Genomic DNA, 12,913 nt, shown 5'->3' with positions numbered 1-12,913 from the left:
ATCATCGCCCCCGTGGGTCTAGCCGAGCCGGGCCGCCCGGTTCACCGCAGAAACCACCGCGCGCAGCGAGGCGGTGGTGATCGACGGTGCTATCCCGACGCCCCAGACGACATGGTGGCCGATCTGCGCCTCCACATACGCTGCGGCCTTGGCCTCCTCGCCGGCGCTCATCGCGTGCTCGGAGTAGTCCAGAACGTTCACCTGAACACCCACACTGCTCAGTGCGTCGACGAACGCGGCCAGCGGTCCATTGCCGGACCCCGCGATCTGGGTCTCCACTCCGTCGACCAACACGGTGGCCTCGATGCGGTCGGTGCCGTCGTCGGTCTCGGCCGCGATCAGCTTCTGGTGCATGCGCTCCAGGGGCCGGATCGGGTTCAGGTATTCGTCGGCGAACGCGTCCCACATCTCCTTGGGGGTGACCTCGCCGCCTTCTCCGTCGGTCAGCTGCTGAATCACCTTGGAGAACTCGATCTGCAGCCGGCGCGGCAGCACCAGGCCATGATCGGTCTTCATCACGTAAGCCACGCCGCCCTTGCCGGACTGCGAGTTGACCCGGATCACCGCCTCGTAGGTGCGGCCGACGTCACGGGGGTCGATCGGCAGGTAGGGCACCTGCCAGAGCATGTCGTCGACGTCGCTGTCGGCGGCGTCGGCGTCGGCCTTCATCTGGTCCAGGCCCTTGTTGATGGCGTCCTGATGGCTGCCGGAGAACGCGGTGTAGACCAGGTCGCCGCCGTAGGGGTGCCGCTCGGGAACGCCCAGCTGGTTGCAGTACTCGACGGTGCGGCGGATCTCGTCGATGTTGGAGAAGTCGATCTGGGGGTCCACCCCGCGCGAGAACAGGTTCAGGCCCAGCGTCACCAGGCACACGTTTCCGGTGCGTTCGCCGTTGCCGAACAGGCAGCCTTCGATGCGATCGGCCCCGGCCTGGTATCCCAGCTCGGCGGCGGCCACCGCGGTGCCACGGTCATTGTGCGGGTGCAGGCTCAGGATCACCGAGTCGCGTCGCTTGAGGTTGCGACTCATCCACTCGATCGAGTCGGCGTAGACGTTGGGCGTGGCCATCTCGACGGTCGCCGGCAGGTTGAAGATGATCGGGTTGTCCGGCGTGGGCTCGATCACGTCACCGACGGCGTCGCACACCGCCTTGGCGTACTCCAGTTCGGTTCCGGTGTAGGACTCCGGCGAGTACTCGTAGCGCCACCGGGTGCCCGGATACTTGGCCTGCTCTTCCAGGCACTTGCGGGCACCGGCGACCGCGATGGCCTGCACCGCCTCCCGGTCGGCGCGGAACACCACGCGGCGTTGCAGCACCGATGTCGAGTTGTAGAAGTGCACGATCACGTTCTTCGCGCCTGCGCAGGCTTCGAAGGTGCGCTCGATCAGCTCGTCACGGCACTGGGTCAGCACCTGCAGGGTGACGTCGTCGGGAACCGCACCGTCGGTGATGATTTCGCGAACGAAGTCGAAGTCGGTCTGGCTGGCCGACGGGAAACCGACCTCGATCTCCTTGTAGCCCATGGCCACCAGCAGGTCGAACATCCGGCGTTTGCGGGCCGGGCTCATCGGGTCGATCAGAGCCTGGTTGCCGTCGCGCAGGTCGACTGCGCACCACAGGGGCGCGCGCTCGATGACACGGTCCGGCCAGGTCCGGTCAAACGGGACCGGGCTGCCGCCCGGCACCTCGTCGGTGAAGCTGCGGTACCGGTTGACCGGCATCGCCGAGCCGCGCTGGGGGTTCCAGTCGGGCTGGCCGGGGCCACGCGGTCCCGCGGGTTTGGTGATGGCGCGGCTGGACGTGAAGGCGTCCGGGCTGGAAGTACTGGAATAGGTAGTCACGATTTTCGCTCCGGCTTGTCAGGGCTTGACAGGTTTTGTCAAAGGGACTCAGACCGGCGCATCGGCGAAACCCGCGACGGGAAGCCGGTCCTGGTCAGACCCCGTCGCGGCGTCCGAGCAGGAGCACGCGCAGCACGTAGCAGAGCTTACACGTTGACTCTGTGCCCACGGCGCGACGTACTGGCACGTTGCCGCCCTGGACGCAGAGTGAGCGGGTGAACGTCGTCCCCTATCCTTGTTGAGGTTCTTATAGAGGCCCGATCAGTCAGATCGGCGGAAAGGACGACCGTGGCGCTCGTCGTGCAGAAATACGGCGGATCGTCGGTGGCCGACGCCGACCGGGTCCGCCGGGTGGCCGAGCGCATCGTCGAGACCAAAAGAGCCGGTAACGAGGTCGTAGTGGTCTGCTCGGCGATGGGCGACACCACCGATGACCTCCTAGACCTCGCGCAGCAGGTCTGTTCGGCGCCGCCGGCCCGTGAGCTGGACATGTTGCTGACCGCCGGTGAGCGGATCTCCAACGCGCTGGTGGCCATGGCCGTGGAGGAACTGGGCTGCAACGCGCGATCCTTCACCGGTTCGCAGGCCGGCGTGATCACCACGGGTGCGCACGGCAAGGCGAAGATCATCGACGTCACCCCGGGTCGGCTGCAGGCCGCTCTCGGCGAAGACCAGGTGGTGCTGGTTGCCGGTTTCCAGGGCGTCAGCCAGGACACCAAGGACGTCACCACGCTGGGGCGTGGCGGCTCGGACACCACCGCGGTGGCGCTGGCCGCGGCGCTCAAAGCCGATGTCTGCGAGATCTACACCGACGTCGACGGCATCTTCAGTGCCGACCCGCGCATCGTGCCCAACGCCAAGCGCCTGGACACCGTGACCTTCGAGGAGATGCTCGAACTCGCCGCGTGCGGAGCCAAGGTGCTCATGTTGCGCTGCGTGGAGTACGCCCGTCGCTACCACCTGCCCATCCACGTTCGGTCGTCCTACTCGGACAAGCCGGGCACCATTGTTTCCGGATCGATCGAGGACATCCCCATGGAAGACGCCATCCTGACCGGAGTCGCACACGACCGCAGTGAGGCCAAGGTGACCGTGGTCGGTATCCCCGACCTGCCCGGTTACGCGGCCAAGATCTTCCGCGCGGTCGCCGACGCTGACATCAACATCGACATGGTGCTGCAGAACGTCTCCAAGATCGAAGACGGTAAGACCGACATCACCTTCACCTGCCCGCGTGACAACGGTCCGGCCGCGGTGGCCAAGTTGGAGTCGCTCAAGAGCGAGATCGGTTTCACCGAGGTGCTCTACGACGCCAAGGTCGGCAAGGTGTCGCTGATCGGCGCCGGGATGCGCAGCCACCCGGGTGTTACGGCCACCTTCTGCGAGACGCTGGCCGACAACGGGGTCAACATCGACCTGATCTCCACCTCGGAGATCCGGATCTCGGTGCTGTGCGCCGAGGATGATCTGGACAAGGCTGTCGTGTCGCTGCACGAGGCGTTCGGCCTGGGCAGTAACGAGGCGGCCACCGTCTACGGCGGGACGGGGCGCTAAAATGGCTGCCCAGGGGTTATCAATCGGGATAGTCGGTGCCACCGGCCAGGTCGGCCAGGTGATGCGCGCCCTGCTCGAGGAGCGCAACTTCCCGGCCGACGAAGTGCGGTTCTTCGCCTCGGCGCGCTCGGCCGGCCGCAAACTGCCGTTCCGTGGCGCCGAGATCGAGGTCGAGGACTCCGAGACCGCCGATCCGTCGGGATTGGACATCGCGCTGTTCTCCGCGGGTGCCACGATGTCGCGGGTGCAGGCGCCGCGGTTCGCCGCAGCCGGGGTCACGGTGATCGACAACTCGTCGGCATGGCGCAAGGACGCGCAAGTGCCGCTGGTGGTGTCGGAGGTGAACTTCGACCGCGATGTGCGCGGTAAGAAGCTCGCCAAGGGGATCATCGCCAACCCGAACTGCACCACGATGGCGGCCATGCCGGTGCTCAAGCCGCTGCACGACGAAGCCGGCCTGACTCGGCTGATCGTCTCGACCTACCAGGCGGTCTCGGGCAGCGGGCTGGCCGGCGTGCAGGAGCTGGCCACCCAGGTCCGGGCCGTCGTCGACGGTGCCGAGCAACTGGTGCACGACGGTGGCGCGGTGGATTTCCCGGCACCGGACAAGTACGTCGCACCGATCGCGTTCAACGTGATCGCCCTGGCGGGTTCGCTGGTCGACGACGGCTCAGGTGAGACCGACGAAGACCAGAAGCTGCGTTATGAGAGCCGCAAGATCCTGGGTATCCCAGAGCTTTTGGTGAGCGGCACCTGTGTTCGCGTTCCGGTGTTCACCGGGCACTCACTGTCGATCAACGCCGAGTTCGCCCGGCCGCTGTCTCCGCAGCGGGCTGCCGAGCTGCTGGCCGATGCCCCGGGTGTGACGGTGACCGACGTGCCGACCCCGTTGGCCGCGGCCGGTGCCGACGACTCGCTGGTGGGCCGGATCCGGGTTGATCCGGGCGCTCCCGACGGGCGAGGTCTGGCGCTGTTCGTCTCCGGAGACAACCTGCGTAAAGGCGCGGCGCTCAACACGATTCAGATCGCCGAGCTGCTGGCCGGGGCCTAGACTCCCGACTGCTCCGGGCGCCGAACGTGCACTCAGCGCGAAATCTCCCACGATTTCTCGGTCTGATTGCACGCTCGGCGGGAGCCGCGTTGGCGGCACTGCTGTTGGTGCTGCCGGCTGCCGCGCATGCCGAGCCGCCCGCGCCCATCCCGCGTCCACTGCTGTGGCCGCTGGCCGAGGGTCAGGTGGTGCGGATCGGGCCCAGTGCCGGAACCGGAACACCCACCGGCGATTACGGTATCGGCGCCACCGATCTGTGCGAGTTCATGGAGTTTCCCAGCGCGATCCTGCAGATCTGCGGTGACAGCTTCGCCGGTCAAGGCGTGGGCTACGGCGGTTGGTATTCCCCGATTGCGCTGCGCCTGAATCCCGACTCTGTCGACGACGCCGCCGGGGTGCGCTACACCGGGGTGCTCGGTGTGGACAAGCCGCTGCTGGCCGACCCGGCCCCGGTGGGTGCCACCCAATTGCCGGCCGGCATCGTCTCGATCAACCGGACCAACTATCTGATGGTGACCACCGCCAAGATGCTGGTGCCCCAGAGCTCACGGTTGGTGAAAGCCGACCCGGCGCAACCGGGTTGGCAGACGGTGCCGGGATCGGCGCGGCCGGCCTCCTATCAGGATCACGGTCAGTCCCAGATCAGCGGCTACTACGACCCGATTCCGGCACCGGACTCCGACGCCGGCTGGGTATACATCGTCGCCAACAACTTCAATCGCAGTTCCGCGGTGACGCTTTATCGGGTCACCCCGGATGCGTTCACCGACCGATCGGCCTGGCAGGGCTGGTCGGCCGACGATGGCTGGGGGCACAAGCCGACGCCGTTGTGGAACGACCAGATCGGTGAGCTCAGCCTGCGCCAGATCGACGGCAAGCCGGTGCTGTCGTACTTCAACGGCACCACCGGCAACATGGAGGTCCGGGTGGCCTATGAACCGACCGGGCTGGGGACCGCGCCAGTGACCACGGTGGTGCAGCACGCCGAGTGGCCGGATCCGCCCATGCCCGTCGAGACCCTGCCGCCGCCCTTCGACAACCGGCTGGCCCAGCCCTACGGCGGCTACATCTCGCCGGGATCAACCCTCGACGAGCTGCGGGTGTTCGTCAGTCAATGGAACACCCAGCTACGGGACCGCGCGCCCTATCGGGTGATCCAGTTCGCGGTCAACCCGTTCAAGCCCTGGTCAACAGGCTAATTTCAAGCATCCGTCCGCAGAGCGTCCGCAGTAGCTCCCAGCGCCTGCTCAACAAGGCCCGCTGCGGCCTTCCTGGTCCGGTCGTTAGCGTTCGGCCACAAGTGCCCGTAGGTGTCCAAGGTGACCGACGCCAAGCTATGTCCGAGCGCCCGCTGCACGGTCACCACATCGCAACCAGCAGCGATCAACCCGGACGCGTAGAAGTGCCGCAGATCATGCAACCGGTACTCGATGCCGACCTTCTGGCGAACGATCCGCCACCAACGGCCAACCGTGGCAGCATGCGCCGGGTGCGTCTTGTCGCGCGAACTGGGAAACAACCAGCGGTCTGGATCATCGCCACCCCGGTAGAGGCGGACATGCTCGGCGAGGATCTTCACCAGTCCCTCCGGCGCGAAGATGGTGCGCTCAGATCCGTACTTCGGCCCGCGGACCTCCATTCGACCGTCGTCGGTCCACTGCACCTGCCGGCGCACATGGATCTCCTTGCGGATGAAATCGACGTCGGAGACCTTCAGGGCTGACGCTTCACCGCGCCGCAGGCCAGCGAACCCACACACGGCGATGAACGCCCCATACTCAGGCTCGATATCGGCTGTCGCCCGGATGGCCGCCCCAACCTCCTGGGCGGTCGGGATGCTCATCGCCGACTCACTCTTGCGGACTCTCGGCAGCTTCACCGTCACGGTCACGTCGCGGGGCGCTGCTTTGTCCTGAACTGCGGCACGAATGACACTGCGCACGTTGGCGAACCGGGTGCGGATCGTCGTTGCCTCCAGGCCGCGGTCCTGCATCCGCTTCACCCACTCCTCGACGTGCGACATCCGCAGATCGTTGAAGGCGACGTTGCTGAAGGTCACGCTGTTGGCGGCGAGATCCATCGCGTGCTGCGTCCCGGACACCCAGACCTGGCGCGCTGACCACGCCTTGTAGAACGAGGCGAAGGTGATCTTGCCGCGCTGCGGGTCGATGTAGGACCCGGTGGCGAACGCCGCAGTGATCTCATCAAGCCACGCCTGCGCGTCCGTCTTACGGGTGAAGCTCTTCGCGTGTTCCTTGCTGTTGTCGTCGACATACCGCGCCCGCCAACGTTTCCCGACACCATGAGTCTTGCTCTGAACCAACGTTCCGAGCTTGCCGTGAGACTTCTCCGCGCATGGCTCACCGTCGCCGGCGCGGTGCCAGCGGTCCTCGACACCAGAACGGCGGTTACGCGTCTGGGTCATCATTTGGGTCGTCACGATGGGCAAATCGCCGTTTTGAGCCGTTTCCGTCGTCAATGTCGTTCAGAATCAGGCCGCTATCTCGGGCGTCGGATTGGAGCATCGAGAGCGACTCCTGACATTCGATCATCATGCGACGGAATGTCTGCGCGTGTTGATCATTGCGGCCCAGTTCGTCCTTCATGCTCCGAATGGAGTACCTGAGCGACTCTTTCACGTCCTCCAACCGCTGCGCCAGGTAGATCGGGTAGTTGGCCTGTCGATATTCGCTGTGCACGTCGGGAGTCAGCGGTGATTCTCCCGAAAACCATTGCAGGGCATGGTCTGCCGCAGTTCGGAGCGAGGGTAGTAGTTCGACAGGTCCGTCTATCAGGTCGGCTCCGAAAATCAGCATGGCTGGCGATGTTTTGAGTGCGACCGCGATCACAGTTATCTCGTCGATAGTTGGCGTCCGCTCCCCGGCCTCGATCTTGCTCAGCGCAACCCGGTGGATCGGCACCTCAAGTTCCGCGCATCGGGCAGCCAGCTTGTGCAGGCTCAAGCCGGAAGCCTCGCGCGCCTTCTGCATCCCCGCACCCGTCCAGAGGCTCCACGTCGCATGGTCGTCCATGGCGACCAGTTTTCCACATGGTGGTTGCGTTGGCTGCCCATGTCCATTATGGTCGTGATTGGCGACCAATTATTGGCCATGGTGGACGCCTAATGCGACTAAGAGAGGTTGGTATGGCCGAATACATGAGCACCGCTGCGGTCGCCGAGGCGACTGGCATCAACGTGAACACACTGCGGTACTGGCGCAGCACAAACCAGGGTCCGCCGTCGTTCTCCCTGGGAAGAAAGGTCGTCTACCGGCGATCCGAGCTTGAGAACTGGATCGCCGAGCAGGAGCAAGTCACCAAACGCGGCGGCGGGGATGCGGCCTAGAGATGCGCGTCTACCCCGAGCACGAGGACTTGGGCCTGTGGCCCGAGGGGGACCAGACAGAGGATCTGGTGTCCGCCACAAGAAATGCCCCCGGTCGGTGCGCCAACACCGCCGAGGGCCGGAACACCCATCGCTACATCACCAGCAGAAACGAGGTTCAACCATGACTGTACCCATAACCCGGCTGGCCCCGCAGATCGACGGGCGGCTGGCCGCCGCGTTCTGCCACGCTAACCAGGCCGCCAAGGAATTGGCGGACGCCCTCACTGAGTTGCCTGACGACACGCCTCTGCCCGCGGCAATCGACATCGTGACCGCCAAGGCGCACCTCCGTGCCGCGCAGCGCCTGATCGATCGGGTCGCCCAGCGGATCACCGCCGAGGCGGTGGCACTGTGAGCGCCTACGCCATCCCCCTGCCGCCCGGTGCCGATCCCGGCCACGTCGATGACTGGGAGATCGTGGATGGCTGCCCGATTCGGATGGTCTGGTCGGAGAAGCCGAATGGTCTATCTGAGGACCTGGCTCCCCGTGCGGTCTGTGCGCAGCTCGGCGACGGACGAGTGACAGTCGAGAACGATCCGCCGGAGGTCTACTTCGCCGACACCAGCATGTCCGCCGATGACGCGCGCAAGGTGGCGGCGGCCCTGATCGAGGTCGCGGACCTCGCAGACCTGTGGGCAGGCCAGCGATGACCGCCGACTCTCTGTCGACAACGATGCGGGACGCGGCAGCAACCCTTGCCAGGGCTTCGGCTACGGCAGAGGTGACTCTCGCCAACGGTTGGCCCTGCGCCCCATGGTGTCTTGAAGGCGACGGCCACCCGAGGGAGTCTCACCGCGTAGATCAGCGGTGCCAGGGGCGGCTCTACTCGGTCGGGTGCAGTCTTGAAGAGGCTGCACCGGCATCCCACAAGGAACTCGACATCGACGTCGATCCGCATATCAGTGCCTACGCCTGCGGTCGCTACTACCGGCTGCCATACGTGGCGCTGTACGTATACCGGGAGAGCAGCAGGCAGTTCTGGAGCGTCGACACGGAGTTCAAGCTGACGCCGGCCGAAGCCGTCGCCATGGCCAAGAACCTGTTGACGGTGGTCGCCGAGATCCAGGGCGGTGCGTGATGGCCGCCAAGGTGGCTCGCTGCGAACGGTGCGGGAGACGGCTGCGGAACCTCGGCGCCGGTGACGGTTGGAACGTGCGCGCCGAGCGCGGCGTCATCCTAGGCCTGATTTGTCCCGGCTGCCAGACCGCCGGGGAGAACGCAGAGGCCCTGATCAATGAGGCCACGCTGGACTACGCCAACGATCAGTACGGGCGGGTAATCGCCCGGCCTAAGGGCGGGTGGTCGCATTGACCAGCCACGTTGCCAAGGCCGACACGGCGAAGGGAGCCGGCCCACTGCGGGCCGGTATCCCCGACCAGCTTCCGGAATGGCGGTTGGCGATGCGCTGCCGCGGGTGCGGCCGTTGGCTGACCGACCCTGCCAGCGTCCGCGACGGCATCGGAAAGACCTGTGCGGCCCGGGAAGCCGGATGACCGGCAGTCGCCAGGTCACGTACCTGACCGTCTACGACCTGGTGGCGCCGCTGCTGGGGGAACCGGGCCTTGTGCCCGGAACCCCCGCATGGATGCACCTCGACGACGCCAACCCCGCCAAATGGAGTGCCTTGCTGTGGGCGGCCGTCTGGTGGGCGCTCGAGCAGGACACCCGTCAAGAGGCCGCTGCCGACGCCTCGAAAGCCATTGCCCGAATCGAGGACTGGCCCGCCGTTGCCCGCTGCATCCGGCGCGGCCGCGGCGGCGCATGCATACCCAGGAGGACAGCTTGACCGACCGAGTGCCGGATCAGAACAACAACCACCGAATCCGAATCAACCTGCGCCCTATGTCCACCGTCATCGACGACGTACCGACATTGGCGTGGGAACCGAAACCGGGATACCCAGGAATCGCGGTCGGAACCCTGGTGATCTTCGGCGGCCGTCCCGCCGCTGGAAAGTCCACGACAGCCAGATGGTTCGGCGCGGAAGCTACGAACGGAACCCTTCCCGGAGCGTGGTACGGCACCCCGGTCAGCGTCGCATGGATCGGCACCGAAGAGTCCGAGGTGTACATGATGAAGCCCGGACTACGGGCCGCAGGCGCCGATATGGACAAGGTGGTCATTCCAGAAGTCCAATTCGAATCCGAGGACGGCACCGATACCGTGTCGATCCTGCGCCACCTGAACATGCAGGCGCTGGCCGACGAGTTCAAGGCGCACGGCATCAAGGTGGTGGTTCTCGACCCGCTGATGTCCGTCGTGGGATCGGCCACCGACGTGAACCGCTCCAATGAGGTACGTGCTCGCTTGGAGCCGTGGGTCAAGCTGGCTGAAGCCATCGACGGTGTAGTGATCGGTATCGCGCACCTGAAGAAGTCCTTCACCGGAGACGTGGTGGCCGCCCTCAATGGGTCCAGTGCTTTCGGTGAAGTGGCCCGTTCGATTTTCGGATTCGCCAAGGACGACAACGCCGAAGACGGAACTCGGCTGATGACTCACGCCAAGAGCAGCATTGGCCCCGAGGGACTGTCGTACACCTACACGTTGGAACCGGTGGAGGTAACCACCGATAGCGGAAAGACTGCGGCCGTCAGCCGCTTCGTCCTCGGTGAGGAAACCGACCGCACCGTCTCCGACGCCCTCCGCGACGCAGCGGCCGGCGGGCCAGCGGCGAGCCCCACGGACAAGCCGGTCACCGACAAGGCCGCCATGCTGGTGCAGATCCTGACCGGACCCAACGGCGCACTGCTGGAAGTCACCAAGGACGCCGCGGTAGCTCAGATGGCCGAAGCCGGATACAGCGCCGATCAGACCCGTCGAGCCCGCGAGGAACTGGCCAAGCGATGCCGCATCGGCAAGCCGTTCCGCAAGGAAAACGGCGGCCCGTACTACTGGCAGTTGCTTCCGTTCGTCGAACAGGATGGCCACCAGGAAGGCGCCCAGACAATGAGAGGCTTGCCATCCTGCCATCCAGCCTCTGATCAGGGTGTTTCTGATGCCATCCCGGGTCTGGATGGCAAGGATGGCAGGTTGGCAGATTCCCCCCGCGCGAGGGATGCCAACCGAACCGCAACTGTCACTGACTTGGATTCCCGCAGGTCGCCAGATTCCGACCGCCCTAAGCTTTCCTGCCCGGACTGGCTCGCCCAGTACATCGACGACCTCCGCGCCGCCGGCGAAACCGAGGTCACATCGTTTGCTGTGCACGCTGCCGGACGTGCCAACGGCTACGGGGCACCGAACGTATCCACCTACATCCAGCGCAGCCCCGAACTGAGCTTCGTGCGCCGCATCGGCCAGTCCACCGTCTATGCCATCGCTCCCGCAGAGGCCACTTCATGAACGCCACCCGGAATGGGAAGCGGTTCTTTTGGAGCTGGCTCTTGGCCTCGGCGGCGGTGTCGATCAGCGGGGTCATCGTGCACGCACTGCTCGGCGACGCACGCGTACCCGTCCTCGCCTCAGCCGTCGCCACGGTCATAGTCCTGGTCCAGTTGTGCGCCATCCACGGCGTGCACCTCCTCGTTGAAGCCCGAATCGGCGGCGCTGCACATCGTTGCGCACTGGCCGCCGCGGCACTGCTCGCCACCGGCGCATTCGTACTCAACTTCGCAGCGCTTCGCGACCTCGTGATGACGTGGGCCGGTATCGCGCCAAGCTTGGCGTGGATCGCGCCCGCTGTCGTCGACTTGGGCATGAGCGTCAGCACCCTCGCGCTCTTTGCCCTCACCGCCAGCCGCCCCGCACAGCAGGTGCACAACGCCACGCACGCCGCCGTGCACTCTGCTGAGCCTCCGGCGTGCGCTGATGCGCACCTGGCCGTCGCACATCGCATCGTGGACCGAGGCGTCGTGCGGATCTCCCCCGAACGAGTCGCGCAGGTGCTCGCTGAACACTCGGCCGGCGCGGCACCCAGCATGATCGCCCGCCGTCTCGGCGTCGGATATTCCACCGTCACCAGAATCCTCGACCACCACCAGAGCGGGGCAGTGGCGTGAGCGCCGGCCATGTCGTCCTAGCCGCCTATCGGGACACGGGAGCGTGGGACGTCCCCTGCCCTCACTGCGAAGCAGACCCCGGCGCACCGTGCACCAAGGCCGATGGGCGGGTCTCCCGAGTGCCCTGCGTCGGCAGGCTCGCCACTGCGGACCTAGCGCCCACAACGGTCGACTTCAGCGAACCCCGACACACCCCACGGGAGGCCTCGTGACTGCCGCGGCCTCAGAGGATCGGATTCCGAATCGCACCCTTGACGCCGATGGCACCCTGCAACTCCTCACCGCTGCGTTGGCCGGCACCCCACGCCTGCCCGGCGCCAAATGCCGGACACTGTTCGCCGCGTTCGATCCCGCCGACAAGGGCGAGCCGCACGAGGAGGTCGCGTACCGGCACACGGTCGCCTTGTCGCTCTGTCGTACCTGTCCAGCCTTAGCCAGTTGCGCCGCGTGGGTCGAAGCCCACCCGCCTACCCGAAGGCCCCGCGGCGTGATCGCTGGCCAGGTATTCGAGTGATCACCCGAAATCGCAAGTAAAACAACAACGAAGGGAACAAAAATGGCAACGAATCCTGAGGTCGCCGAGCAGTTCGACGCCGCCCGCGACGCGATCGCCCTACTCGACGCGTCCCTGCGCAGCGACCCGGCAGCCGGACAGCTTCTGATGCGGCAATGGACCGACCGCGGCGAAGTCCTCCTGGGACAACTGCTCGCGATCACGACGAACCTGTGCCGCAATGTCGCCTCCTTGACCGGCAACCAACCGTCCCAGGTTGTCGAAACGCTTCGGCGTGCAACTGCGGACGCGGAAAGTGCGCTCGGCGGGTAAGGCCGAGGCGACGCGGATGGAGCTGGACGCCAATGAGGTACAGGCGGGCTATTACTGTCTGGCCCAGTTCGTGCGGCAACGCGCCATTGCTGGCCGTGGGTGCCCTCCCGCTGTGACGGCCTTGTATCGGCGCCTTGACATCGCCATCCGTGCCCACGACCGCAACCTGCAGACTGCAGCTTTGTCCGAGTCGAGACATGAAAATAGCAGTGGCGCAGAACAATCAGAGTCATGGATAACAGCTGCCCAAGCC

General features: G+C 65.7%; 17 protein-coding genes. 13 read left to right on the top strand and 4 right to left on the bottom strand.

Annotated features, from left to right (window positions below; all coding sequences use genetic code 11):
* Nucleotides 1-18 precede the first annotated feature (18 nt).
* Nucleotides 19-1,842: a 2-isopropylmalate synthase gene (gene leuA, locus G6N09_RS07090; RefSeq protein WP_083025465.1), complete on the bottom strand. Its 1,824-nt coding sequence runs from the start codon at nucleotides 1,840-1,842 to the stop codon at nucleotides 19-21.
* Between the two features lie 288 nt (nucleotides 1,843-2,130).
* Here leuA and G6N09_RS07085 point away from each other — a divergent pair, with 288 nt between their 5' ends.
* From G6N09_RS07085 to G6N09_RS07075, 3 genes are all read left to right on the top strand, one after another.
* Complete coding sequence (locus tag G6N09_RS07085; protein ID WP_083025468.1) at nucleotides 2,131-3,396, top strand: aspartate kinase; 1,266 nt, start codon at nucleotides 2,131-2,133, stop codon at nucleotides 3,394-3,396.
* Between the two features lies 1 nt (nucleotide 3,397).
* Entirely contained in the window at nucleotides 3,398-4,447 is a 1,050-nt protein-coding gene (locus G6N09_RS07080; protein ID WP_083025471.1) for an aspartate-semialdehyde dehydrogenase, read from the top strand.
* A gap of 89 nt (nucleotides 4,448-4,536) precedes the next feature.
* Nucleotides 4,537-5,646 (top strand): DUF4185 domain-containing protein, encoded by a 1,110-nt coding sequence (locus tag G6N09_RS07075; RefSeq protein ID WP_083025474.1) that lies wholly within the window; start codon nucleotides 4,537-4,539, stop codon nucleotides 5,644-5,646.
* A 2-nt stretch (nucleotides 5,647-5,648) separates the two neighbouring features.
* On the opposite strand, the gene G6N09_RS07070 is transcribed toward G6N09_RS07075, so the two are convergent.
* Together G6N09_RS07070 and G6N09_RS07065 are read right to left on the bottom strand one after the other, a co-directional pair.
* Entirely contained in the window at nucleotides 5,649-6,887 is a 1,239-nt protein-coding gene (locus G6N09_RS07070; protein ID WP_197745909.1) for a tyrosine-type recombinase/integrase, read from the bottom strand.
* Nucleotides 6,856-7,479 (bottom strand): helix-turn-helix domain-containing protein, encoded by a 624-nt coding sequence (locus G6N09_RS07065; protein WP_083025478.1) that lies wholly within the window; start codon nucleotides 7,477-7,479, stop codon nucleotides 6,856-6,858. Before G6N09_RS07065 ends, G6N09_RS07070 begins: the two co-directional genes overlap by 32 nt.
* Nucleotides 7,480-7,592: 113 nt before the next feature.
* Here G6N09_RS07065 and G6N09_RS07060 point away from each other — a divergent pair, with 113 nt between their 5' ends.
* From G6N09_RS07060 to G6N09_RS07020, 9 genes are all read left to right on the top strand, one after another.
* Nucleotides 7,593-7,793 carry a helix-turn-helix transcriptional regulator gene (locus G6N09_RS07060; RefSeq protein ID WP_083025479.1) on the top strand — a complete coding sequence of 67 codons (201 nt, stop codon included), beginning with the start codon at nucleotides 7,593-7,595 and terminating at the stop codon, nucleotides 7,791-7,793.
* A 163-nt stretch (nucleotides 7,794-7,956) separates the two neighbouring features.
* Nucleotides 7,957-8,190: a hypothetical protein gene (locus tag G6N09_RS07055; RefSeq protein ID WP_083025481.1), complete on the top strand. Its 234-nt coding sequence runs from the start codon at nucleotides 7,957-7,959 to the stop codon at nucleotides 8,188-8,190.
* The gene (locus G6N09_RS07050) at nucleotides 8,187-8,486 is read left to right on the top strand and encodes a hypothetical protein (RefSeq protein WP_083025483.1); all 300 of its coding nucleotides are present in this window, start codon (nucleotides 8,187-8,189) and stop codon (nucleotides 8,484-8,486) included. Before G6N09_RS07055 ends, G6N09_RS07050 begins: the two co-directional genes overlap by 4 nt.
* Nucleotides 8,483-8,914 (top strand): hypothetical protein, encoded by a 432-nt coding sequence (locus G6N09_RS07045; RefSeq protein WP_133053084.1) that lies wholly within the window; start codon nucleotides 8,483-8,485, stop codon nucleotides 8,912-8,914. Before G6N09_RS07050 ends, G6N09_RS07045 begins: the two co-directional genes overlap by 4 nt.
* On the top strand, nucleotides 8,914-9,147 hold the full coding sequence (locus G6N09_RS07040; protein WP_083025611.1) for a hypothetical protein: 234 nt from the start codon (nucleotides 8,914-8,916) through the stop codon (nucleotides 9,145-9,147). Before G6N09_RS07045 ends, G6N09_RS07040 begins: the two co-directional genes overlap by 1 nt.
* Nucleotides 9,144-9,329, top strand: a complete 186-nt coding sequence (locus tag G6N09_RS19900) for a DUF6011 domain-containing protein (protein WP_133053085.1) — start codon at nucleotides 9,144-9,146, stop codon at nucleotides 9,327-9,329. Before G6N09_RS07040 ends, G6N09_RS19900 begins: the two co-directional genes overlap by 4 nt.
* Complete coding sequence (locus G6N09_RS07030) at nucleotides 9,326-9,622, top strand: DUF2742 domain-containing protein (protein WP_083025488.1); 297 nt, start codon at nucleotides 9,326-9,328, stop codon at nucleotides 9,620-9,622. The genes G6N09_RS19900 and G6N09_RS07030 overlap by 4 nt, the downstream gene beginning before the upstream one ends.
* Before the next feature lie 56 nt (nucleotides 9,623-9,678).
* A complete protein-coding gene (locus G6N09_RS07025) occupies nucleotides 9,679-11,178 on the top strand; it encodes an AAA family ATPase (RefSeq protein ID WP_083025613.1) in 1,500 nt (499 codons plus the stop codon).
* Nucleotides 11,175-11,834, top strand: coding sequence for a helix-turn-helix domain-containing protein (locus G6N09_RS07020; RefSeq protein ID WP_083025490.1), 660 nt, complete (start codon nucleotides 11,175-11,177; stop codon nucleotides 11,832-11,834). The genes G6N09_RS07025 and G6N09_RS07020 overlap by 4 nt, the downstream gene beginning before the upstream one ends.
* A gap of 223 nt (nucleotides 11,835-12,057) precedes the next feature.
* Here G6N09_RS07020 and G6N09_RS19720 read toward each other — a convergent pair whose 3' ends face one another.
* Complete coding sequence (locus tag G6N09_RS19720; RefSeq protein ID WP_220096728.1) at nucleotides 12,058-12,228, bottom strand: hypothetical protein; 171 nt, start codon at nucleotides 12,226-12,228, stop codon at nucleotides 12,058-12,060.
* A 162-nt stretch (nucleotides 12,229-12,390) separates the two neighbouring features.
* Here G6N09_RS19720 and G6N09_RS07010 point away from each other — a divergent pair, with 162 nt between their 5' ends.
* Nucleotides 12,391-12,660, top strand: a complete 270-nt coding sequence (locus G6N09_RS07010) for a hypothetical protein (protein ID WP_083025493.1) — start codon at nucleotides 12,391-12,393, stop codon at nucleotides 12,658-12,660.
* Nucleotides 12,661-12,913 lie beyond the last annotated feature (253 nt).

The organism is Mycolicibacter minnesotensis, assembly GCF_010731755.1.
Classification (GTDB): Bacteria; Actinomycetota; Actinomycetes; order Mycobacteriales; family Mycobacteriaceae; genus Mycobacterium; species Mycobacterium minnesotense.
The sequence above is the reverse complement of the archived record's forward strand: the minus strand, read 5'-3'. Positions and strand labels throughout refer to the sequence as shown.